This window comes from Sphingomonas lacusdianchii, from assembly GCF_022664395.1.
GTDB lineage: Bacteria > Pseudomonadota > Alphaproteobacteria > Sphingomonadales > Sphingomonadaceae > Sphingomonas > Sphingomonas lacusdianchii.
In genome coordinates this window covers 330,401-350,507 of record NZ_JAKRET010000003.1, presented here as the reverse complement: position 1 = coordinate 350,507, position 20,107 = coordinate 330,401, and the positions used below count along the sequence as shown (strand labels likewise).

Below are 20,107 nucleotides of genomic sequence, written 5' to 3'. Positions count from 1 at the left end.
CCGGCGCGAAACAGTCAGGGAATCGTTTCGCATGTCCGCCTTCGCTATCCTCCTCGCCGCCGCCACCGCCGTCCCGGAGGTGCCGCCGACCGAGGAACTGCAGCGCGGCGACGATATCATCGTCACCGGCACGCGGACCGAGGGCAGCGACGACTATGCGGTGAAGACGCAGACCACGGCGACGCGCCTGCCGCTCAGCCAGCGCGAAACCCCGCAATCGATCAGCGTCGTGACGCGCGCGCAGATCGAGGATTTCCAGCTCAACGACATCAACCAGCTGCTGGCGACGGTACCCGGCGTGAACGTGCAGGCGCAGGAAACCGATCGCTTCTATTATTCCGCGCGCGGCTTCGACATCCAGACGTTCCAGATCGACGGCGTCGGGCTGCCATTCCCGTTCGGCATCCAGAACGGGTCGATCGACACCGCGATGTACGACCGGATCGAGGTGGTGCGCGGCGCGCCGGGGCTGTTGTCGTCGACCGGCAATCCGTCGGCGGTCATCAACTTCATCCGCAAGCGTCCGACCCGCGACCTCGCCGCCTCGGCAAGCGCGCAATATGGGTCGTTCGACAATCTCCGCCTCGACGGCGATGTCAGCGTCCCATTGACCAGCAGCGGATCGGTCCGCGCCCGCGCGGTCGGTTCCTATCTGAACACCGACAGCTATCTCGACCGCTACGGCCTGACGCGCTGGACCGGCTATGGCATCGTCGAGGCGGACCTCGGCCCCGATACCGTCGTCAGTGCCGGCTATGGCTATCAGAACCACAAGAGTCGCGCGGCGATGTGGGGCGCGCTGCCGCTTTACTATAGCGACGGCAGCCGCATCGACTATGCGCGTTCGACCAACAGCGCGCCCGACTGGTCGAGCTTCGACGTCACCGACCGCCAGATCTTTGGCGACGTGACCCACCGCTTCGGCAACTGGACCGCGAAGCTGACCGTGCAGCGCCGCGCGATCGACGAAGATGACCGGCTGTTCTACGTCTATGGCAACAACTACGCCAATGGCGGCAACGGTGCCCCCGATCGTGCGACCGGTCTCGGCATCGTCAGCTATCCCGGCGCGTTCCGGTCGTTCGCGCGCAACCTGACGATCGATGCCAATATCGGCGGTACCGTGTCGCTGTTCGGCCGCGCGCACGACGTTATGTTCGGCGTCAACCGCTCGGCACAGCGTTATACGCAGGATTCGGCCTATGACGTGTCGACGATCGGCGTCTCGCTGCCGCTGTTCAGCGGGTTCGACGGATCGTTTCCCGAACCGAACTTCCCGGACTTTTCGCGCAGCCTCGACACCCATGTCCGGCGCGAGACGGTCTATGGCCTCGTCCGCCTGAACCCGACCGATGCGTTGAAGGTCATGATTGGCGGCAATGCCACCCGCGCGTTCAGCGAGGGCGTGTCCTATGGCGCGCCGACCGATTACGATCGCGCCCGCTTCCTGCCGTTCGTCGGGGCGACCTATGACCTGACCGGCAATATCAGCGCCTATGCGAGCTTTGCCACGATCTTCAATCCGCAGGATCAGGTCGATGCGAACCGCCGCCTGCTCGACCCGATCGAGGGCGACAATCTGGAGGCGGGGCTGAAGGGCGAATGGTATGATGGCCGCCTGAACGCCAGTATCGCCGTGTTCCAGGCGCGGCAGAACAATACCGCCGAAGCCGCCGGGTTCGACGCGACGATCGGCCAGACGTTGTATCGCGGGGTCGATGCCAAGTCGCAGGGCATCGAGCTGGAGGTCAGCGGACAGGTCGCGCCGGGGTTGCAGGCAACCGGCGGCTTCACGACCATGCGCATCCGCGGGGAGGGGGACGCTGCGGTCCGCACCTTCGTCCCGCGCAACACCGCGCGGCTGAACATCGTCTGGTCGCCGACGATGCTGCCGGCGCTGAAACTGGGCGCGTCGGGCCAGTATCAGAGCCGCATGTATCTCGAACCCGGCGTCACCGCGACCACCGGACAGCCGGTGCAGATCACGCAGGACGGCTATGCAACGGTCGACCTGATGGCCCGCTACGAACTGACGCCGCGCATCGCGCTCAGCGCCAATGTCCGCAACATCAACGACGCGAAGGCGTTGAGCGCGATCAATTACGACCAGGGCTATTTCATCGCGCCGCGCACGGTGCTCGGCACGGTGCGGGTCCGCTACTGACGCGAAAAGGGGGCGGTGGTGCCGCCCCCTTCTTTTCCTACGCTCCCAACCGTTTGGTTCGAGCAGCTTCGAGCCTGTCGAGAAGCGACTGTCGAGAACGTCTTGCCCCAAACGGTGCGTTCTCGACGGACGCTTCTCGACTTCGCTCGAAGCTGCTCGAACCAAACGGGTATGGGATCAGGGTATTACCCCACGAACGCCCGCTCGATCACATAATCGCCGGGCTTCGCGTTCGACCCTTCCTCGAACCCCAGTCCTTCGAGATATTCCGAGAAGTCGCGGATCATCTCGGTCGAGCCGCACAGCATGACGCGGTCGGTCGCCGGGTCGAGGGCCTGCGCGCCGCCGATGCGGGCCGAGAACAGCGTGCCATTCTCGACCAGCGCGTCGATGCGGCCGGTGGTGTGGAATTCCTCGCGCGTCACCGTCGGCACATAGGTGAATTGCTGCGCCGCCTGATCCTCGACCAGCGGATCGCCGGCAAGGTTCGCCTCCAGCGTAGTGCGGAAGGCGAGGTCGGACACGCGGCGCACCGAATGGACGACGACGATCGACGAATACATCTCATACACGTCGGGATCGCGGATCAGCGACAGGAACGGCGCGAGGCCGGTGCCGGTCGACAGCATAAACAGCCGCTCGCCGGGCTTCAGCGCGTCGGTGACCAGCGTGCCGGTCGGCTTCTTGCCCAGATAGACTTCGTCTCCAGGCACGATCTGTTGCAGCTTGCTGGTGAGCGGCCCGTCCTGCACCTTGATCGACAGGAACTCCAGTTCCTCGGCATAGGCCGGGCTGGCGATCGAATAGGCGCGCAACAGCGGCTTGCCGTTGTCGCCGGGCAGGCCGATCATCACGAATTCGCCCGAGCGGAAGCGGAAGCTCGGCGGGCGGGTGATGGTGAAGCTGAACAGATGTTCGTTCCAGTGACGCACCGAACGCACGCGCTCGACGCTGAGCGCGTTGGTGGGTTCGAGGCCGTGGACGACGGCGGTGCGGTCGGTCATCGATAATCCTTACGTCCTGACGCTGGTCCCCGGTGGCAGCCCGATCTGGCCGAGCATCGCCGCCGTCCGGGCCAGCGCGCAAAAGGTTGGTGCGATCGCCCCGTCGGCGACCAGCAGCGAAAGCGTGGTGCGTGCCTTCGCATCGCGACCCGTTACGAGATCGCGCGCCAAGGTCAAGAGAACCGATTCATCGTCGGTCACAAGCCCGCATTTACAATTAATCTGGATCGGCACCCGGGCATGTTCCGACAACTGCGTCATCCACGCATCGAAATCGCACAATGCGTCGAGCGCGCCTGCCTGTGCGAAGCGCGCCGCCAGCAACGCCGACGGGTTCTGACACGCGCTGCGCGCCGCCACCCACAGCCGGATCGCATCCAACAGGAAACGGTCGCCGCGCGACAATATCGATATCGGCCGGTCGATCAGATCGTACATAGAGCCTCGCTATTGATACTCATTCGCAAAGGCTATCGGTGTTTGATCGGGGCGTCATTGGCCGGAAGGCATATCGCGGCGATTTCGGTTCCGCGCCCCGACCGGTCGGCGGAAGTTACGATCGGATAAAGGAGTTTTTCAGCTTTTCGGCGCACATCACGCTGAAAGAGAGGGGCGACTCCATGAAATTGAAGGTCCGTGGCCGTATCAACCTGATCGGCGTCGTTGCTGCGCTCGGACTGATCGCGCTGCTCTGCATCAGCATCTTCCGTACTTCGGCGATCATGCAGGACGATATCGAACGCAACACCCGGCAGGTGGTCGAAACGGCCCGATCGGTCGTGGCGCATTATCACAGCGAGGAAGTCGCCGGCCGGATGAACCGGGCCGATGCGCAACGGGCCGCGCTGTCGACGCTTAGGGAAATGCGCTACGAGGGGAAGGAATATTTCTGGGTCAACGATCTGCATCCCACGATGCTGATGCATCCGACCAAGCCCGAACTCGACAATACCGACCTGACCAACAATCGCGACGCCACCGGCAAGGCGCATTTCGTCGAAATGGCGCAGGTCGTGAAGGCGCACGGCGCCGGCTTCGTCCGCTATCTGTGGAAGACGCCGGACAAGAGCCATGACGAACCGAAACTGTCCTATGTCGCCGGTTTCGCGCCATGGGGCTGGGTGATCGGGTCGGGCGTGTATCTGGACCGGGTGAACGGCGCGATCTGGAGCGCGGCGCTGTATCAAAGCGCGCTGGCGCTGGTCGTGCTGCTGATCGTTGCCTTCTGCGCCTACCGCATCGGCCGCTCGATCTCGCAGCCGGTAGAGGCGCTGTCGGCGCGGATGCGATCGCTCGCCACTGGCGATACCGCGACCCCGATCCCGGGTCGTGAGCGCATCGACGAGGTGGGGGAGATGGCTGCCGCGCTCGAAACCTTCCGCGGTGCCGCGATCGTCGCCGCCGAGCGCGAGGCCGAGCAGCAGCGGGTCGTCGCGACGGTCGGATCGGGACTTGATTCGCTCGCACGCGGACGGCTCGATACGCGGATCGGCGGCCGGCTGAGCGGCGCCTTCGCCAAGATCGGCAGCGATTTCGACTCGGCGATGGCGGCGGTTGCCGATGCGATGCGCTCGGTCACCCGCTCGGCGGGCGGCATCCGCACCGGCGCGACCGAGATCAGCACCGCGTCCGACGACCTGTCGCGCCGTACCGAGCAACAGGCGGCGAGCCTCGAGGAAACCGCCGCCGCGCTCGACCAGATCACCGCCACCGTCCGCCGCACCGCTGCGGGCGCGGCACAGGCCAACACCACCATGACCGCGACGCGGGGCGATGCCGAGGACGGCGTGCGCATCGTGCGCGAGGCGGTAACGGCAATGAGCGGGATCAAGCGCGCCTCGGACGAGATTTCGGAGATCATCACCGTGATCGACGGCATCGCCTTCCAGACGAACCTGCTGGCGCTGAATGCCGGGGTCGAGGCGGCGCGGGCCGGTGACGCTGGCAAGGGCTTTGCCGTCGTCGCCAACGAGGTCCGTGCACTGGCGCAACGCTCCGCCGACGCCGCCAACGACGTCAAGGCACGCATCCTTGCCAGCGGCAGCCAGGTCGAGATCGGCGTCAACCTGGTCGGCGAGACCGGCGGCGCGCTCGAACGCATCGTCGGGCGCATCGCCGAGATCGCCGATCTGGTGGCGACGATCGCTCGGGGCGCCGACGAACAATCCTCCGGGTTGCAACAGGTCAACATCGCCGTCGGCGAAATGGACGCGGTGACGCAACAGAATGCGGCGATGGTCGAGGAAGCCACCGCCGCCGCCCGCAGCCTCGCCAGCGAGGCCGAGGCGCTCACCCATCACGTCGCGCGCTTCAGTGTTGCGGAAGAGGCCGGCCGGGACCACCCGCGCAGCCTGCGCGCGGCGGCGTAGCGCTCAGCCGGCGGCGAAGGTCAACGCCTCGATCTTGTTGCCGTCGGGGTCGCGAACGAACGCCGCATAATAATGCGCGTCATATTCGGGCCGCAGCCCCGGCGGCCCGTCGCCGCTGCCACCCTGCGCCAGCGCGACCGCGAAAAACCGGTCGACGGCCGAGCGATGTTCGACCTCGAACGCGACATGCGCGCCGTTGCCCGCACGCGCCGGCTGGCCATTGGCGGGCAGGTTCAGGCTGAACACCGTGATCCCCGCACCATAGCCCACCGCCGCCGCCACATCGAGCGTCCGCCGCAGCCCCAGCGCCGCCATCACCGGGTCGTAAAATTGCCGGGCGCGGTCGAGGTCCGAGGTTCCGAGCGAGACATGGTGCAGCATGACACGATCATCGCACCGACGTTGCGATCGTTCCAGCGTCGATCTACCTGCACCGCACCATGCTTCGGAAAGGCTTTCCGTGACCCCGACCCTGTACGGCATCCCCAATTGCGACACGATGAAGAAGGCGCGCGTCTGGCTCGACGGCCATGGCATCGCCTATCGCTTCCACGACTATAAGAAGGCCGGCATCGACCGTGCCGTGCTTGCCGGCTGGGTCGATGCGCTCGGCTGGGAGGCGTTGCTCAACCGATCGGGCACCACCTTCCGCAAGCTGCCCGAGGCCGACAGGGCCGACCTCGATGCCACGCGCGCGATCGATCTGATGCTTGCCCAGCCGTCGATGATCCGGCGTCCGGTGCTGGTGGCGGACGACTGGATCGAGGTCGGTTTCAAGCCCGATCGATATGCGAAACGATTGTCGGCCGCCGGCTGATTGCGCTATCATCCGCCCGTGCGGGGGCCGGTCGGCGATACCGCAGCGATTCGGTTGCGGGAGAGACATGGCTGCCACGATGTTCCGGCTGACGCCGCTTTGGTTCCGGGCGGTGGCGTTGCTGTTCACCTTATGGGGCGCGGCCGGGGTCGCCGCCTTCTATGCCCATGTCGCCACCGGGCCGGACCAGCTGGCCGCGATGCCGGACTATGACCGCGCCTATATCCTCGCGCTGCCCGGCTGGTTCGTCTGGATCTACGGACTGGCGACCTGGGGCGGGTTGCTCGGTGGAATCGCTCTGCTGCTGCGGCGGCGGTTCGCCACGATCCTGTTCGTCGTGTCGCTGCTCGCGGTCGTCCTCCAGTTCGGCTGGGTGTTCGCCGCGACCGATCTGATCGCGGCGAAGGGTGCGGCGACGGTCGTGCCGTTCCCGCTGGCGATCCTCGCCGTCGCATTGTTGCAGGTCGCGGTGGCGCGCCATGCCGATGCCCGTGGGTGGCTTAGCTGAGGGCGGTCCGCTAGGGGACGGCCATGTCCACGACCTTCACCATCGACACCGCCACCAGCCGCGCGACGCCGACCCCGGCACCGATGAAACGGCTGACCATCCCCGCCATCCGCGCCGCCAAGGGCAGGACGCCGCTGGTGATGCTGACCGCGTACACCGTGCGCATGGCGCAGCTGATGGACGCGCAGTGCGACATGCTGCTGGTCGGCGACAGCCTCGGGCAGGTGATCTACGGCCTGCCCTCGACCGTGCCGGTCACGCTCGACATGATGGCGGCGCATGGCGCGGCGGTGGTGCGCGGCAGCTATCACGCGCTGGTCGTCATCGATCTCCCCTTCGGCAGCTATGAAGCCAGTCCGCAGCAGGCGTTCGAAAGCGCGGCGATGCTGCTGAAGGCGACCGGCGCCGCCGCGGTCAAGCTGGAGGGTGGCACGGCGATGGCCGAAACCGTCGCCTTCCTGTCGCAGCGGGGCATTCCGGTCATGGGCCATGTCGGCCTGACGCCGCAGGCGGTGAACCAGCTCGGCGGCTATGGCGCACGCGGCCGCAGTCCGGAGGAAGCAGCAAAGATCGTCGCCGATGCCGTCGCCGTCGCCGAAGCGGGCGCCTTCGCGGTGGTGATCGAGGGCGTGGTCGAACCGATCGCGATCGACATCACCCGCCGCATCGCGGTCCCGACGATCGGTATCGGCGCATCGGCGCAGTGCGACGGACAGGTGCTGGTGGCCGAGGATATGCTTGGCCTGTTCGAACGCACGCCGCGGTTCGTCAAGACGTTCGGCGACATGGCCGGGCAGGTCTCGGCCGCGGTCACGTCCTATGCCGAAGAGGTCCGCGCGCGTGCCTTTCCGGGGCCGGGGCAGCTGTACGCGTCGAAGGATTGAAGCGGTCGCCTCTTCGTCATTCCCGCCTGCGTAAGACGTCTGCGAAAATCGCTACCCATCCACGAGCCCCGCCGCACCCCCGCGCAGGCGGGGGCCCAAAGCCAAGCAAAACAACGGTTTGCGCCTGTGGCCCTGGGTCCCCGCCTTCGCGGGGACACGGCGCAGTGGACTTTCGCAAAGGTCCTGCCTCCGTGGGAATGACGAAGGCCGGAGCGACGAACCTCTCCGTTCATCCCCCGAACAGCCTCGATTTGCCATGGTCCCACCCCGGCATCGCGCCCTCATGACCATTCGCTTTCGTTTCCATCGACGCTCGGCTAAAGGAGCGCGCTTGACCCATCCCCTGGAGCTGTTCCCTTGGCGTTGACCCCGCAGAACAACGATGCCTTCATCCGCGAAGTCGATGACGAAATGCGTCGCGAGCAGATGTCGGCGATCGGCCGCCGTTATGGCCTGTGGATCATCGCCGCGGTGCTGCTGGCGCTGGCGGCGTTCGGCGGCTGGACCTGGTGGCAGCATCACCAGACCAGCCTCGCCGCCGAACAGGGCGAGCAACTTGCCACCGCGCTCGACGAGATCGCGCAGGGCCGCGTCGCGCAGGGCACGGCCGAGGTCGCGAAGCTGACCACGTCCGATCGCGACGCGGTGCGCGCCACCGCGCTGCTGACGCAGGCCGACCTGCTGCTGTCGAAGAACGACCAGAAGGGCGCGGCCGCCGCCTTCGGCAAGGTCGCCGCCGACGAATCGCTGGCGCAGCCGTTCCGCGACATGGCGCTCGTCCGCCAGACCGCGGTCGAATATGACAGCCTGCAACCGCAACAGGTCATCGACCGGCTGCGCGGATTGGCCGACAAGGGCAGCCCGTGGCTCGGCAGCGCGGGCGAGATGGTCGCGGTCGCCTATCTCCGCCAGAACAAGCTGCAACAGGCGGGCCAGACCTTCGCCCTGATCGCGCAGACCGATGGCGTGCCGCAGTCGCTGCGCGCGCGTGCGGTGCAGATGGCCGGGTCGCTGGGCGTCGATGCCGTCGACGCGTCGGCCAACCAGACCGCCGCGCAATAACCTCTCTCCAGTTTCCGGAACCCCTTCGATGAAGACGCATCTCAAACTCTCGGCGGCGGTCGCGGCGTTGGCGCTGCTGGGCGGTTGCGGCGCCTTGAAGGGCAAGGGCCCGGCGCGCACCCCGATCGTCGGACAGCGCGTGCCGATCCTCGCCTCGGAAAATTTGGCGGAGGTCGATCCCGCGCTCGCCAATCTGCAGGTCGTGCTGCCGCTGCCCGAAACCAACGCCAACTGGGCGCAGCCCGGCGGCAATCCGTCCAAGTCGATGGGCCATGTCGCCTTGGGCGATACGCTCAGCCAGCTCTGGTCGGCGCGGATCGAGGGCGGCAATACCCGCACCCGCCTCGCCGCCGCGCCGGTCGTCGCCGATGGCCGGCTCTATGTGATCGACGTTAACGGCATGGTCACCGCGATGGCGGCCGATACCGGTGCGACCGTGTGGACCGCACGCACCGTCAAGGGCGACGAGAACCCGCGCGCGCGCTTCGGCGGCGGCGTGTCGGTCGACGGCAACCGTGCCTTCGCCACCGATGGCCTTGGTGATGTCGTCGCGTTCGACACGGCGGACGGCAAGGAAGTGTGGCGCGCCAAGCCGGGCGGCCCGCTGCGCGGCGCCCCGACCGTCGCCAACAACCAGGTCTATGTCGTCAGCCAGGACAATCAGCTGTTCGCGCTCGACCAGGCCGATGGCAAGGTCGTGTGGACCCAGTCGGGCAGCCTCGAATCGCAGGGCGTGTTCGGCGTCGCCGCCCCCGCTTCGGCGCAGGGCACCGTCGTCGCCGGCTTCTCCTCGGGCGAACTCAACGCCTATCGCTATGAAAATGGCCGGTCGGTGTGGGGTGACAGCCTGTCGCGCACCTCGGCCTCGACCTCGGTGTCGGCGCTGGCCGATATCGATGCCGAGCCGGTGATCGACAATGGCCGCGTCTATGCGGTCGGGCAGGGGGGGCGCATGGTCGCGCTCGAACTGACGTCGGGCCAGCGGCTGTGGGAACAGAATCTCGCCGGCATCTCGACGCCATGGGTCGCGGGCGAATGGATCTTCGTTGTCACCGACGATGCCCGCCTGCTGTGCATCTCGCGCGGCAGCGGCAAGCTGCGCTGGGTCCAGCAACTGCCCGGCTTCCGCAACCTGAAGAAGCGCAAGAACCCGATCGGCTGGGTCGGCCCGATCCTTGCCGGCAACCGCCTGCTCCTCGCCAATACCGAAGGGCAGCTGGTGTCGGTCGCGACCGCCGATGGCAGCATCACCACGACGCAGGAAACCCGGTCGAAGGCCGGCTACACCCTGTCGCCGGTGGTGGCGAACGGCGTGCTGTATCTGCTCGACGATGCGGGCGAACTGACCGCCTGGAAGTAACGACACCCGTCGTCATCCCCGCGCAGGCGGGGATCCATAAACGCAGCGCTCCCGATGGAAGCGCTGCGTTGGCGTATATGGGTTCCCGCCTGCGCGGGAACGACGTTGGGGAGGTAACGCCCTCGACCCAACCTCCCTTACCCCCTACACTCGGCGGCAACCCCGTACTCCAGGAATTTCCATGCCTTTACCCGTCGTCGCCATCATCGGCCGTCCCAATGTCGGCAAGTCGACGCTGTTCAACCGGCTGGTCGGCAAGCGGCTGGCGCTGGTCGACGATCAGCCGGGCGTGACCCGCGACCGCCGCGAAGGGCAGGCGACGCTGCTCGGCCTCGACTTCACCATCGTCGACACGGCGGGGTTCGAGGATGAGGATGCCGCGACGCTGCCGGGCCGGATGCGGATGCAGACGCAGGCGGCGGTCGAAATGGCCGATGTCGCCTTGTTCATGATCGACGCGCGCGCCGGCATCACCCCGTTGGACGAGGAAATCGCCCGCTGGCTGCGCTCGGCCGACGGCACCGTCGTGCTCGTCGCCAACAAGGCGGAGGGGCGCGCGGGCGAGAATGGCGTACTCGAATCGCTGGCGCTGGGGTTCGGCGATCCGGTGCAGATGTCCGCCGAACATGGCGAGGGCGTCGCCGACCTGTTCGAAGCGCTCCAGCCCTATATCGAGCGCGAGGACGAACCTGAGCCGGAGGAGGAGGGCGAATACGACCCTGAAACCGCCGTTCTGAAACTCGCCATCGTCGGCCGTCCGAACGCCGGCAAATCGACGCTCATCAACCGCTTTCTCGGCGAAGACCGGCTCATCACCGGGCCCGAGGCCGGCATCACCCGCGATTCGATCGCGGTCGATTGGAACTGGACCGCCCCCGATGGCCGCGTCCGCCCTGTCCGGCTGATCGACACGGCGGGCATGCGCAAGAAGGCGCGGGTGCAGGAAAAGCTCGAAAAGCTCTCCGTCGCCGACGCCCTCCACGCGATCGACTTTGCCGAGGTCGTCGTGCTGCTGCTCGACGGCACCCGCGGCCTTGAACTGCAGGATATCAAGATCGCCGACCGCGTCCTGCAAGAAGGCCGGGCGCTGGTGATCGCGCTCAACAAATGGGACATTGCCGAACACGCCTCGTCGCTGTTCAACGGGGTGAAGGGCGCGCTCGACGAAGGGCTGGCGCAGGCCAAGGGCGTGCCGCTGCTGACCGTCTCCGCCGCGACCGGCAAGGGGCTCGACGTGCTGATGCAGGCCGCGTTCGAAACGCGCGAGGCATGGGGGCGCCGTGTCTCGACCGGCCAGCTCAACCGCTGGTTCGATCGCGCGCTGGAGGCCAATCCGCCCCCCGCGCCCGGCGGCAAGCGCATCAAGATGCGCTACATCACCCAGAACAAGACCCGCCCGCCCAGCTTCGTCCTGTTCGGTACCCGCGTCGACCAGCTGCCCGAAAGCTACAAGCGCTATCTGGTCAACGGCTTGCGCAAGGAATTCGGCTTTGGCGCGGTGCCTGTGCGACTGAACCTAAGGGCGCCCAAAAACCCCTTCGACCATAGCAAGTGATCCGCATCGACGCCCGTGGCATGCGTTGCCCGTGGCCGGCGATCCGTCTGGCCAGGGCACTGCGCGACGGGGCGACGGTGGTCGAGATCGAGGCCGACGATCCGAAGGCCGGCGGCGAACTGGCCAGCGCGGCGGTGGCGGTAGGGGCCAGGCTGGTGGTCGTAAGCGAAGGCCGGTTCCGGGCTGAACGGTAACGTCCGCGCTGCCGTGCCCCCGCGCAGGCGGGGGTCCAGGGCCAAACAAGACAATCGCTTGCGTTCAGGACCCCGGACCCCCCGCCTGCGCGAGGGTATGGAAGAGCTTGGGCGCCGGCCCTGTCCTACAACCGCCCGACTATGCGATACCCGTTGGCGTTCTTTCTCACGGCCGAACCCGCTTCCGCAAAACGCCCGAACCCGTCACGCCACCAATTGCGCACGAGTGTGAACTTCGTGAACTTTGGACCGGCCTACGGCCTGGCTTCCCAAGGTTTATCCCGCAAGTTCAAATGCGTAATCCCCCGTGCCTTCAATCGTGGCCCAAGGAAGCGATGGAAATACCAGTCCTTCGCCGCAAACGGCGTCGCGTGGTACAAAAATCGCTCGGCCAAGGTCCAGCGCACCCGCCGCCGGTCCGACCGGCGCGGCGAGGGCTTCGCCCAGAACCGGAACGGATAGACCACGCGCCCCAGCTTCGCGACGCGCTGCATGATCTCGTGGTCGAGCAGCACATAGGGCCACAGCTTCTCGGAGAAACCGCCCGCCTCGACCAGCGCTCTGGTCCGGAACGCCTGCCCATAACCGCCGGTATGCGTCTGCTTCGACAGGATGCGCGTCACGATCCCGGAATAGATCGCCCGCCGGATCTTCTGCCCCGACGCATCGACCCCCAAAGCCATCACCGCCACCACGCCCGGATCGGCATCGAACGCCCGCTCGGCCTCGGCCAGATAGTGCGGCGGGTACCAGGTATCGGCATCACCGAACGCGCAGAACTCGGTCTTGAGCTCGCCCATCGCCGCTTCCAGCGCATGGATCTTCCCCGGCCGCGCTTCGGCCAGGGTCACCACCTGGATCCCCGGCGCGGCAAAGTCCCGCGCAATCGCGTCCGACCCGTCGGTCGATCCATTGTCGACCAGCACCAGCCGCAACGGCACCGTCTGCCCGGCCAGTGCCGCCAGTGTCGCGGGCAGATAGTCCGCCTCGTTGTAATAGGCGATCACGAAGGTCCAGCGGATCACCCCGCCACCTCGATCAGCTTCCGGCATGCCGCCTCCGACGATCGCCGCCCATGCGTCGCCACCGCATGCGCCCGTGCCGCACTGCCCATCGCGTCGAACTGATCGGGATCGGCCAGCAACGCCGCCACCCGCCGCCGATAATCGCCATCGCCGACCAGCAGGCCGCAATCGGGCGGAATCACGTCGGTCCCGATCCGGTCGTCGAACGCCACTACCGGCAGTCCGCACGCCATCGCTTCCGGGATGGCGCGCGGAAAATAGTCGCGCCGCCCGGCATGGAAGAACAGCCGCGCCTGCGCCAGCATCGCGGGCACCTGACCATTGGGAACATGGCCCAGCCAGGTGACCTGCGGGAAGCGCCGGCGCAGTTCCGCTGCCTGCGGCCCGTCGCCGATCACCGCCACGCGCATCGTCTCGCCCAGTGCCGCGATCTCGTCGAACTTCTTGTACGGGCTCAGCCGGCTGGTCGCGATCACGTCATACCGCTTCTCGGTCGCCATCGGGGCGAAGCGGTTGGTATCGATCGTCTTGGGCAGTCGCTGCATCCGTACCGCCGGCACCGACCGCCGCCAGAATCGCCAGCCCGGCCGGGTCAGCTTCGCCTCCTGCACCGACGTCTCGGGAAAGACGAAGGCGGCATGCGGCACGATCCGGCTCCAATAATCGCCGCCGATGATGACCGCGAACCGCCGTCGCTCGGGCCGTAATACCCGGTCGAACAGGTCGAACCCGGCGCCGCCATTGCTGCCGACCAGCACGAACAGATCGGCCGGATCGGCCCGCGCCGCGGCGATCATCGTGTCGCTCACCTGATCGCGGGTCTTGGCGGCAGGGTTCGACGGCGCGAACAGCCGGATAGGGCAGGGGGCGACCCCGTCGAGTGCCGCAACGGTATCGAGCGGCGCAGGGGCCAGCGCCCATAGCTCGCTGTCGACGCCCATTTCCGTCAGGATACCCGGCATCCGCTTGTCGCGATTGTCCCAGCGCAGCCATTCGTCGGTATCGGCGACGCCGTGATGGCTGGGATAGGTCAGGACGAAGATGATCCGCATCGCCGTTCGGCTACCAGCGCATCGGCGACAGCGCCACCCGATTGTCGATCGCGCATGCTGCGGCTAAGGCGCTGGCGATGAACTGGTCGGACGACGGCGCGCGGGTAAGCTGCGTGATGGTGACCGCGAACCGGGCCGCGCTGGCGCGGCGGGCGGTCGACTGTTTCCTGCGGCAACGCTGGGCGAACCGCGAACTGGTCGTCGTCGATGACGGCGAGCAGGATTATACGCCGCTGTTCGCCGACATTCCTACCGACCGACTAATCTACGACCGGGTGCAAAAGACCCCGGAGACGACGCTGGGTCGCCTGCGCAACCGGACGCTCGACCTCGCACGCGGGACCATCGTCGCGCAATGGGATGACGACGACTGGTATCATCCCGACCGGCTGGCGCGGCAGGTCGCGGTGCTGGCGCAGGGCAAGGATGCCTGCGTCCTGCGCGGCACGCTGATGCATCTCGACGCGCCCGACTGGTTCGACCATCCCTATGTCGGCACGCTGGAGCCGGGCGTGCCGGGGAGCATCGTCCACCGCGCCGACCCGCTGGCCCGCTATCCCGAAAAGCGGCGCGGCGAGGATACCGACTTCCTCGCCCATTGGTCGCTCGATCGCATCGGCGTCCTCGATGCGCCCGGCCTGTTCGTCCGCGCCTTCCATGGATCGAACACGTGGGAGCGGACCCATTTCGAACGCCGGGTGCGCAACACGCCTGCCGCCGCGATCGAATATGCGCTGCGTTCGCTGCTGCCCGGCGGCAAGTGGCGTCATTCGCGCTTCCGCCTCGATCCCGATACCCGCGCCGCATTCGCGGCGTTCGTCGCCGACTCGCGCCGTACGGGAGTATTCGCTTGACCCTCGCCGAACGCGGGCAGCGGCTGCACGACTGGTCGCAGACCCCGGCAGCGGCGCGATTGAGCAAGGTCTTTCGCGCTCTGTTCTTCGTCGGCGTGCTGCTGTGGCTGGTGCTGAAGGTTCGCGCGATCGGGTGGAGCAACGTCGCCGCGGCGCTGCCGCGCACGCCGTGGTTCTACATCCTGTTCGTCGTGATGTTCATGGCATTGCCGGTATCGGAGGTCTGGATCTTCCGCCGCCTGCTCGGCCGGCCCTTGCCCGGCGCGCTGCCGGTGTTCGTGCGCAAACGGGTCTTCAACTCGGCATTCGTCGGCTATTCGGGCGAACTCTACCTGTTCGTCTGGGCCCGTCAGCGGCTCGGCATCGCGTCGAAGACCCTGCTTCTCGCGATCAAGGACAATGCGATCCTCTCGGCACTCGCGTCGGCGGCGATCACCTCCGGGCTGCTGATCGTCTTCATGGCGACCGGTCGGGCGAAGTGGATCGCCGACTGGCTGCATTCGGCGGGGGGTGTGATCCTTGCCGGCCTGCTGGTCGCCGCGTTCCTTACCCCACTGCTGCTGCGCCTGCGCCGCCAGATCCTGTCGGTATCGTGGCGCGTCGCCGCCACCGTGCTGGCGATCCACGTCGCCCGCATCCTCGTCGTCGTCCTGCTCCAGGCGACGCAATGGGCGGTGGTGCTGCCGGGGCAGGCATGGACGGTGTGGGTCACGTTCCTGACCGTGCAGATGGTCATCAGCCGCCTGCCGATCGTGCCCAATCGCGACCTGCTGTTCCTGTCCGCCGCGCTGGAGATGAGCCATATCATCGATGGGCCGCGCGCGGCGATGGCGGGGCTGCTGCTGGCGGGCGGAGCGCTGACCCAGGGCAGCAACCTGCTTTTCTTCCTGCTCACCAGCTTCGAACGCCGACGCGGGACGCTGCCCATGGCCGCTCCCGATCCGGCGTTCGAGGCGGAGGTCGCCACGCCGGCCGTGCCGCCGGCGGGCGAATAGCCGTTACGCTTCGGCGCGCTGGCAGATAAAGCGCGACAGTTCTTGCCGCAGCGGCAGGCCCGCCGTGGGCCGCAACGGCCCGTCATGCGCGACGTTGGTTTCGACATGCGCGCGGGTGTCTGCGACCCCGACGACATGGAATAGGTCGCGTTCGCAATCCAGTTCGGTGCGGGCATAGACGAAGCGGTCGCCACGCTGTTGGCGCAGGATCGCGATCGTCGTACCGGCGGCGGTCTTGCGCTGGCGGAGCAGTTCGTAGCGCGACTGGTCGTCGGATGGTGTCGGAATCACCACGCCCTCCAGCGGGTAGCGTTCGATCCCGTTCCCTGCCACGTCGGTCTCGACCAGATGACGCAGGTCGACCCGCTCCGCCACATTCTCGGCCGGCGCGGTATTGGCCGACGTTCCGCACGCGGCCACCATCGCCCCGGCCAACAGGGCCGTCATCGATCGGATCATGAAGCTCTTACCTTTCTTCCGGGACCAAAACACGTCCGGGGAAATGTTGCGACACGGCAATGATTGCCGCGTTGGGGTCAGCGCGAACGCAATGCCCCGACCGCCGTCAGGAAGACGATACCTCCCACGGCCAAAACGACCCCGCCGACATCCTCCCAACCGATCGCCAAAAGGCGGTCGAACTGTTCAGCCATCGGCAGCATCGTGCGAAGCGTTTCGAATGGAATAGTCATGGCGCATCGCAACATAATCACCGTTTGCGCGATGAAAACCGCCAAAACGGCCGTTCGCTCCGAAGACATCATAAGTTACATGCGCGTAAGAATGGGGAGGGCCAACGGCAACGTCATCGCGCTTGCGTGTTACAATGCCAGCCCATACACCGTCATTCCGTTTATCGATAATGGGGGTTCCATGTTTCGTACCGTCGCGTCCGTCCTGCTCGCGTCCACGGCACTCGTCGGGGCGAGTGCGTCCGCCCAGTCCACGCCCCCTGCGCCCGCTCCGGTCAAGGCCGCGCCGCTGTCGGCGCTGGTCGCACCGGTGAACATCCCGTACGAGAAATTCACCCTGCCCAACGGCCTGACCGTCATCACCCACACCGATCGCAAGGCGCCGATTGTTGCTGTGTCCGTCTGGTACGATGTCGGGTCGAAGCATGAGCCGGAGGGGAAGACGGGGTTCGCGCATCTGTTCGAGCATCTGATGTTCAACGGATCGGAGAATGCGCCGGGCGATTTCTTCGACCCGCTGCGCTCGATCGGGGCCACCGACCTGAACGGTACGACCAGCTACGACCGCACCAATTATTTCGAAACGGTGCCGAAGGCGGCACTGGACCGCGCGCTGTTCCTCGAATCCGACCGGATGGGCTATCTGCTCGGGGCGGTGACGCAGGGCGTGCTCGACGAACAGCGCGGCGTCGTCCAGAACGAGAAGCGGCAGGGCGACAACCAGCCCTATGGCCTCGTCCGCTACAAGATGACCGAGGGCATCTTCCCCGTCGGCCACCCCTATCGCCATTCGGTGATCGGTTCGATGGCCGATCTCGACGCCGCCAGCCTCGAGGACGTCAAGAACTGGTTCCGCAGCCATTACGGCCCGAACAATGCGGTGCTGGTGCTGGCCGGCGATATCGACGCCAAGGAGGCGCGCCCGCTGGTCGTGAAATATTTCGGCAAGATCGCCAAGGGGCCCGAATCGGTCCTGCCGAAGATCGCGGTGCCGACCCTTGCCGCTCCGGTGCGCGAGGTGATGAAGGACAATGTCGCCGCGACGATGATCATGAAGGTCTGGCCGGTGCCGGGTCTGAACGATCCCGACGCGCCGGCGCTGGACGTCGCGATGAGCGCGTTCGGCGGGCTCGCTTCGTCACGGCTCGACAACGAACTCGTCAAGAAGGACAAGCTGGCGGTGCAGGTGTCGGCCGGCGTCCAGTCGCTGGCGCAGGCCGGCATGCTGATCGTCCGCGCGATCGTGCGGCCGGGCGTCGATGAAAAGCTGGTCGAGGCGAAGCTGGACCAGATGATCGCCGATTATCTCCGCACCGGTCCCACCGCCGACGAAGTCGCGCGCGTCGCCACGACGCAGGTGTCGGGCACCATCGGCGGGCTGGAATCGGTCGGCGGCTTCGGTGGCAAGGCGGTGACGCTGGCGTCGGGCGAGCTGTATTCGAACGATCCGGGCTTCTACAAGAAGGAACTGAACGCGCTGGCGACGATGACGCCGGAGCGTGCCCGCGCCGCCGCGCAGAAGTGGATGTCGCGTCCGGCCTATACGCTGATCGTCGAGAAGGGCGAGCGCGAGGGCTATGAGGAAGCCAAGGCGGTCGCCGCCGCACCCGCCGCGCCGGCCGCTGCAGAAACCCCGTTCCAGGGCACGCGCGGCACCATGCCGGGCGTCGCCGATACTGGCGCTATGCTGCAATTCCCGAAGGTCACGCGCAGCCGCCTGTCGAACGGCATGGAACTGGTCTATGCGCAGCGTACCGCCGTGCCGGTGACGCAGGTCGACATGGTGTTCGATGCCGGCACCGCCGCCGATGTGGCGGGCAAGCTCGGCACCGCCGGCATGACGCTGTCGCTGATCGACGAAGGCACCACCACCCGCAATTCGATCGCGCTGGCGGAGGCCAAGGAAAAGCTCGGCATGCAGATGGGCGGGGGCAATTCCGCCGATCAGACGACGGTCGGCTTCGTCGCGCCCAGCGCCAATCTGACCAGCGCGACGATGCTGTTCGCCGACGTGCTGCGCAATCCGGCGTTCGATGCGAACGAACTGGAGCGCGTGCGCGGGCAGGTGATGGCGCAGATCGGGCAGCAGCGCACCAACCCGCAGGGGCTGGCCGACATGACGCTGCCGCCGCTCCTCTATGGCGCCGACAGCCCCTATGCCAAGCTGGCGGCGGGGGTCGGCGATCCGGTGGCGGTCGCGTCACTGAAGCGCGACGACCTGATCGCGTGGCGCAACGCGTGGCTGCGTCCGGACAAGGCGAAGGTCTTCGTCGTGTCCGACCGGCCGCTGGCCGAGGTACAGGCGGCGCTGAACGCTTCGCTCGGCGACTGGCGGGCAACGGGGACGGCGGGCACCAAGAGCTTTCCGGCACAGCGCGCGACCACCACGCCGAAGATCGTGCTGGTCGACCGGCCCAATTCGCCGCAGTCGCTGATCGTCGCCGGACAGATGACGCCGGTGCAGGCGAAGTCGGACACGCTGGCCGCGACCACCGCCAACACCGTGCTCGGCTCGGGCTTTCTCAGCCGGATCAACATGGACCTGCGTGAAGCGAAACACTGGTCCTATGGCGCGCGCGGCGGGTTCCAGTTGATGCAGAACGCCGTGCCCTATGTCATCAACGCGCCGGTGCAGGCCGACAAGACCGGCCCGGCCATCGCGTCGCTGCGCGAACAGATCAACGGCTTCCTCGGGACCAACGGCGTGACCCCGGTCGAATTCCGCCGGTCGATCGATGGCGAGACGCGGCAGCTGGCCGGTACCTACGAAACGTCGCGCGCGGTGCTGGCGGCGATGCGGTTCAACGACTTCCTCGGTCGTCCCGATGACTATCAGGCGACGTTGCCGCAAAAATATCGTGCGCTCACCGTGCCCCAGCTTGACGCTGCGGCACGCGCGGCGATCGACCCCGCGCGCTTCGTCTATGTGGTGGTCGGCGATGCCAAGGTCGTTCGCCCACAGCTTGACGCGCTGGGCCTGCCGGTGGAGGTGGTGTCGGCAACGCCGCCGTCCGCCCCGGCCGTCGCGGCGAAGTAAGGAGAGCGAAGATGGCGAATGTCGATGGCAGCTGGAACACGATCACCAAGTCGCCGATGGGCGACCAGCAGGCGACGTTGAACGTCAAGAGCGACGGCGGCACCTTCACCGGCACCTATTCCGGCGCGATGGGGTCGACCGAAATCACCGACGGCAAGGTCGATGGCGACAAGCTGTCGTGGAAGGTCGCGATCGTCGTGCCGATGCCGATGACGCTCGACTGCGAAGCGACGGTCGACGGCGACACCATTTCGGGCACGGTCGGCGCGGGCGCGTTCGGCAGCTTCCCGATGGCCGGCAATCGCGTCGGCTGACCGCTTGAACCGAACCGGAAACGGCCCGTCCGCAGGAAATGCGGGCGGGCCGTTTGCGTTTGGGGACGCGCCCGCTCCAGACTGTATTCCCGCCATCCGAGACTTCTGAAATCTCTTTTTCCGTAACCCGGCGGAGGCCGGGGCCCAGTCGGGGGACGTTCGTACTTGCGGAAAAGCCAAGCCAACTGGACCCGGGCCTGCGCCGGGGTACGCTGGATTTG

The 20,107-nt window shown here is 66.8% G+C and carries 20 protein-coding genes; 13 read left to right on the top strand and 7 right to left on the bottom strand.

Annotation, left to right across the window (positions count from 1 at the left end; genetic code table 11):
- The first annotated feature begins 31 nt into the window (after positions 1-31).
- Positions 32-2,164: a TonB-dependent siderophore receptor gene (locus MF607_RS06575; protein ID WP_242116765.1), complete on the top strand. Its 2,133-nt coding sequence runs from the start codon at positions 32-34 to the stop codon at positions 2,162-2,164.
- A 185-nt stretch (positions 2,165-2,349) separates the two neighbouring features.
- Here the strand turns inward: MF607_RS06575 and MF607_RS06570 are convergent, their stop codons facing one another.
- Together MF607_RS06570 and MF607_RS06565 are read right to left on the bottom strand one after the other, a co-directional pair.
- Positions 2,350-3,168, bottom strand: coding sequence for a ferredoxin--NADP reductase (locus tag MF607_RS06570; RefSeq protein WP_242116764.1), 819 nt, complete (start codon positions 3,166-3,168; stop codon positions 2,350-2,352).
- 9 nt (positions 3,169-3,177) lie between these two features.
- The gene (locus MF607_RS06565; protein ID WP_242116763.1) at positions 3,178-3,606 is read right to left on the bottom strand and encodes a hypothetical protein; all 429 of its coding nucleotides are present in this window, start codon (positions 3,604-3,606) and stop codon (positions 3,178-3,180) included.
- A gap of 182 nt (positions 3,607-3,788) precedes the next feature.
- On the opposite strand from MF607_RS06565, the gene MF607_RS06560 reads away from it, so the two are divergent.
- Entirely contained in the window at positions 3,789-5,537 is a 1,749-nt protein-coding gene (locus MF607_RS06560; RefSeq protein ID WP_242116762.1) for a methyl-accepting chemotaxis protein, read from the top strand.
- A 3-nt stretch (positions 5,538-5,540) separates the two neighbouring features.
- Here MF607_RS06560 and MF607_RS06555 read toward each other — a convergent pair whose 3' ends face one another.
- Complete coding sequence (locus MF607_RS06555) at positions 5,541-5,918, bottom strand: VOC family protein (protein ID WP_242116761.1); 378 nt, start codon at positions 5,916-5,918, stop codon at positions 5,541-5,543.
- A 79-nt stretch (positions 5,919-5,997) separates the two neighbouring features.
- Here MF607_RS06555 and MF607_RS06550 point away from each other — a divergent pair, with 79 nt between their 5' ends.
- From MF607_RS06550 to MF607_RS06520, 7 genes are all read left to right on the top strand, one after another.
- A complete protein-coding gene (locus tag MF607_RS06550) occupies positions 5,998-6,354 on the top strand; it encodes an ArsC family reductase (RefSeq protein WP_242116760.1) in 357 nt (118 codons plus the stop codon).
- A gap of 67 nt (positions 6,355-6,421) precedes the next feature.
- Positions 6,422-6,862 (top strand): hypothetical protein, encoded by a 441-nt coding sequence (locus tag MF607_RS06545; RefSeq protein ID WP_242116759.1) that lies wholly within the window; start codon positions 6,422-6,424, stop codon positions 6,860-6,862.
- 23 nt (positions 6,863-6,885) lie between these two features.
- On the top strand, positions 6,886-7,746 hold the full coding sequence (panB, locus tag MF607_RS06540) for a 3-methyl-2-oxobutanoate hydroxymethyltransferase (RefSeq protein WP_242116758.1): 861 nt from the start codon (positions 6,886-6,888) through the stop codon (positions 7,744-7,746).
- 357 nt (positions 7,747-8,103) lie between these two features.
- Entirely contained in the window at positions 8,104-8,808 is a 705-nt protein-coding gene (locus MF607_RS06535; protein WP_242116757.1) for a tetratricopeptide repeat protein, read from the top strand.
- A 28-nt stretch (positions 8,809-8,836) separates the two neighbouring features.
- The gene (locus MF607_RS06530; RefSeq protein WP_242116756.1) at positions 8,837-10,168 is read left to right on the top strand and encodes an outer membrane protein assembly factor BamB family protein; all 1,332 of its coding nucleotides are present in this window, start codon (positions 8,837-8,839) and stop codon (positions 10,166-10,168) included.
- A 181-nt stretch (positions 10,169-10,349) separates the two neighbouring features.
- Positions 10,350-11,723 (top strand): ribosome biogenesis GTPase Der, encoded by a 1,374-nt coding sequence (gene der / locus MF607_RS06525; RefSeq protein ID WP_242116755.1) that lies wholly within the window; start codon positions 10,350-10,352, stop codon positions 11,721-11,723.
- A 20-nt stretch (positions 11,724-11,743) separates the two neighbouring features.
- Positions 11,744-11,917, top strand: coding sequence for a sulfurtransferase TusA family protein (locus tag MF607_RS06520; RefSeq protein ID WP_242116754.1), 174 nt, complete (start codon positions 11,744-11,746; stop codon positions 11,915-11,917).
- A gap of 254 nt (positions 11,918-12,171) precedes the next feature.
- Here MF607_RS06520 and MF607_RS06515 read toward each other — a convergent pair whose 3' ends face one another.
- Positions 12,172-12,969: a glycosyltransferase family 2 protein gene (locus MF607_RS06515; RefSeq protein ID WP_242116753.1), complete on the bottom strand. Its 798-nt coding sequence runs from the start codon at positions 12,967-12,969 to the stop codon at positions 12,172-12,174.
- On the bottom strand, positions 12,939-13,994 hold the full coding sequence (locus tag MF607_RS06510; RefSeq protein ID WP_242116752.1) for a glycosyltransferase: 1,056 nt from the start codon (positions 13,992-13,994) through the stop codon (positions 12,939-12,941). The genes MF607_RS06515 and MF607_RS06510 overlap by 31 nt, the downstream gene beginning before the upstream one ends.
- 77 nt (positions 13,995-14,071) lie before the next feature.
- Between MF607_RS06510 and MF607_RS06505 the strand changes: the two genes are divergently transcribed.
- A complete protein-coding gene (locus tag MF607_RS06505; protein WP_242116751.1) occupies positions 14,072-14,848 on the top strand; it encodes a glycosyltransferase family A protein in 777 nt (258 codons plus the stop codon).
- Complete coding sequence (locus MF607_RS06500; RefSeq protein WP_242116750.1) at positions 14,845-15,843, top strand: hypothetical protein; 999 nt, start codon at positions 14,845-14,847, stop codon at positions 15,841-15,843. Before MF607_RS06505 ends, MF607_RS06500 begins: the two co-directional genes overlap by 4 nt.
- Positions 15,844-15,846: 3 nt before the next feature.
- Here the strand turns inward: MF607_RS06500 and MF607_RS06495 are convergent, their stop codons facing one another.
- Positions 15,847-16,290: a hypothetical protein gene (locus MF607_RS06495; RefSeq protein WP_242116749.1), complete on the bottom strand. Its 444-nt coding sequence runs from the start codon at positions 16,288-16,290 to the stop codon at positions 15,847-15,849.
- Between the two features lie 89 nt (positions 16,291-16,379).
- Positions 16,380-16,580 carry a hypothetical protein gene (locus tag MF607_RS06490; protein WP_242116748.1) on the bottom strand — a complete coding sequence of 67 codons (201 nt, stop codon included), beginning with the start codon at positions 16,578-16,580 and terminating at the stop codon, positions 16,380-16,382.
- Positions 16,581-16,716: 136 nt separating this feature from the next.
- On the opposite strand from MF607_RS06490, the gene MF607_RS06485 reads away from it, so the two are divergent.
- Both MF607_RS06485 and MF607_RS06480 read left to right on the top strand, forming a co-directional pair.
- On the top strand, positions 16,717-19,572 hold the full coding sequence (locus tag MF607_RS06485) for a M16 family metallopeptidase (RefSeq protein WP_242116747.1): 2,856 nt from the start codon (positions 16,717-16,719) through the stop codon (positions 19,570-19,572).
- An 11-nt stretch (positions 19,573-19,583) separates the two neighbouring features.
- Positions 19,584-19,886: a hypothetical protein gene (locus MF607_RS06480; protein WP_242116746.1), complete on the top strand. Its 303-nt coding sequence runs from the start codon at positions 19,584-19,586 to the stop codon at positions 19,884-19,886.
- Positions 19,887-20,107 lie beyond the last annotated feature (221 nt).

Bases quoted from the DNA above. Each gene is read 5' to 3' on its own strand.
- der (WP_242116755.1), top strand. From the start codon at position 10,350: ATGCCTTTACCCGTCGTCGCCATCATCGGCCGTCCCAATGTCGGCAAG.
- MF607_RS06575 (WP_242116765.1), top strand. From the start codon at position 32: ATGTCCGCCTTCGCTATCCTCCTCGCCGCCGCCACCGCCGTCCCGGAG.
- MF607_RS06505 (WP_242116751.1), top strand. From the start codon at position 14,072: ATGAACTGGTCGGACGACGGCGCGCGGGTAAGCTGCGTGATGGTGACC.
- MF607_RS06560 (WP_242116762.1), top strand. From the start codon at position 3,789: ATGAAATTGAAGGTCCGTGGCCGTATCAACCTGATCGGCGTCGTTGCT.
- MF607_RS06545 (WP_242116759.1), top strand. From the start codon at position 6,422: ATGGCTGCCACGATGTTCCGGCTGACGCCGCTTTGGTTCCGGGCGGTG.
- MF607_RS06520 (WP_242116754.1), top strand. From the start codon at position 11,744: ATGCGTTGCCCGTGGCCGGCGATCCGTCTGGCCAGGGCACTGCGCGAC.
- MF607_RS06495 (WP_242116749.1), bottom strand. From the start codon at position 16,290: ATGACGGCCCTGTTGGCCGGGGCGATGGTGGCCGCGTGCGGAACGTCG.
- MF607_RS06485 (WP_242116747.1), top strand. From the start codon at position 16,717: ATGTTTCGTACCGTCGCGTCCGTCCTGCTCGCGTCCACGGCACTCGTC.
- MF607_RS06480 (WP_242116746.1), top strand. From the start codon at position 19,584: ATGGCGAATGTCGATGGCAGCTGGAACACGATCACCAAGTCGCCGATG.
- MF607_RS06555 (WP_242116761.1), bottom strand. From the start codon at position 5,918: ATGCTGCACCATGTCTCGCTCGGAACCTCGGACCTCGACCGCGCCCGG.
- MF607_RS06515 (WP_242116753.1), bottom strand. From the start codon at position 12,969: ATGCCGGAAGCTGATCGAGGTGGCGGGGTGATCCGCTGGACCTTCGTG.
- panB (WP_242116758.1), top strand. From the start codon at position 6,886: ATGTCCACGACCTTCACCATCGACACCGCCACCAGCCGCGCGACGCCG.
- MF607_RS06565 (WP_242116763.1), bottom strand. From the start codon at position 3,606: ATGTACGATCTGATCGACCGGCCGATATCGATATTGTCGCGCGGCGAC.
- MF607_RS06570 (WP_242116764.1), bottom strand. From the start codon at position 3,168: ATGACCGACCGCACCGCCGTCGTCCACGGCCTCGAACCCACCAACGCG.
- MF607_RS06510 (WP_242116752.1), bottom strand. From the start codon at position 13,994: ATGCGGATCATCTTCGTCCTGACCTATCCCAGCCATCACGGCGTCGCC.
- MF607_RS06530 (WP_242116756.1), top strand. From the start codon at position 8,837: ATGAAGACGCATCTCAAACTCTCGGCGGCGGTCGCGGCGTTGGCGCTG.